This window comes from Westiellopsis prolifica IICB1 (genome assembly GCF_004323185.1).
GTDB classification, from domain to species: Bacteria; Cyanobacteriota; Cyanobacteriia; order Cyanobacteriales; family Nostocaceae; genus Pelatocladus; species Pelatocladus prolificus_A.
Genome location: NZ_NAPS01000003.1, coordinates 566,940 through 567,970, shown reverse-complemented (window position 1 = coordinate 567,970; position 1,031 = coordinate 566,940). Strand labels below are relative to the sequence as shown.

At 46.0% G+C, this 1,031-nt stretch carries 1 protein-coding gene; it reads left to right on the top strand.

From position 1 onward, the window contains the following. A partial coding sequence (locus tag B4U84_RS27515) for a non-ribosomal peptide synthetase (protein WP_165490372.1) occupies positions 1-1,031 on the top strand: 1,031 nt, incomplete at both ends.

The following is a 1,031-nucleotide window of genomic DNA, read 5'->3' as shown; positions in this document are numbered from 1 at the left end:
AACGATGATGGCATAACCCATATCACCCTACCACCATCGGTGCTAGCAGTCCTGCCCCCTGAAGAACTTCCAACATTGCAAACAATCATTGTCGCTGGAGAAGCTTGTTCAACTGAACTGATGCGACAATGGTCTGCGGTCAAAAACTTTTTCAACGCTTACGGACCCACAGAAGCCAGTATCTGTACCACAATGTCAAAATGCACTCCCAAACAGGAGAAAGTTTGCATTGGTCGTCCAATTAACAACGTACAAGTTTATATCCTTGACCAAAATCAACAACCAGTTCCAGTGGGAGTACCAGGAGAATTACATATAGGTGGTGCTGGTTTAGCGCGAGGGTATCTCAACCACCCAGAATTAACACAAGAAAAATTCATCCCTAACCCATTTTCTAAGGAAACAGGAAGTAGATTATATAAAACGGGGGACTTGGCACGGTACTCAGAGAATGGAAATATAGAATACCTGGGACGCATCGATAACCAGGTAAAAATACGAGGATTCCGCATCGAATTGGGCGAAATTGAAAGCGTACTGAGCCAATATCCACATGTGCAGACATGTTGTGTCATCGCCCGCTGTGACACCCCAGGAGATCAACGTCTAATCGCTTACATCGTACCGCAGGCAGAGCAGACACCGACAACAAAAGAACTACGGCAATTCCTAAAATCGAAGCTACCAGACTACATGGTACCAAGTGGGTTCGTCATCCTGGAATCATTACCGCTAACTCCGAACGGCAAAATAGACCGACGCGCGTTACCGAAGCCAGACTTACACACTCAACTCCAGGACAAATTTATTGCACCCCGCACGCCTACAGAAGAAATACTAGCCTTAGTTTGGACACAAGTGCTGAAAGTAGAGCAAGTAGGGATACATGATAACTTCTTTGAATTGGGAGGACACTCACTACTAGCAACGCAACTACTATCACGCATCCGTACCACTCTGAAAGTGGAACTACCGTTGCGTAGCTTGTTTAATGCACCGACAGTAGCCGAATTGGCGCAAGTAATAGGGGA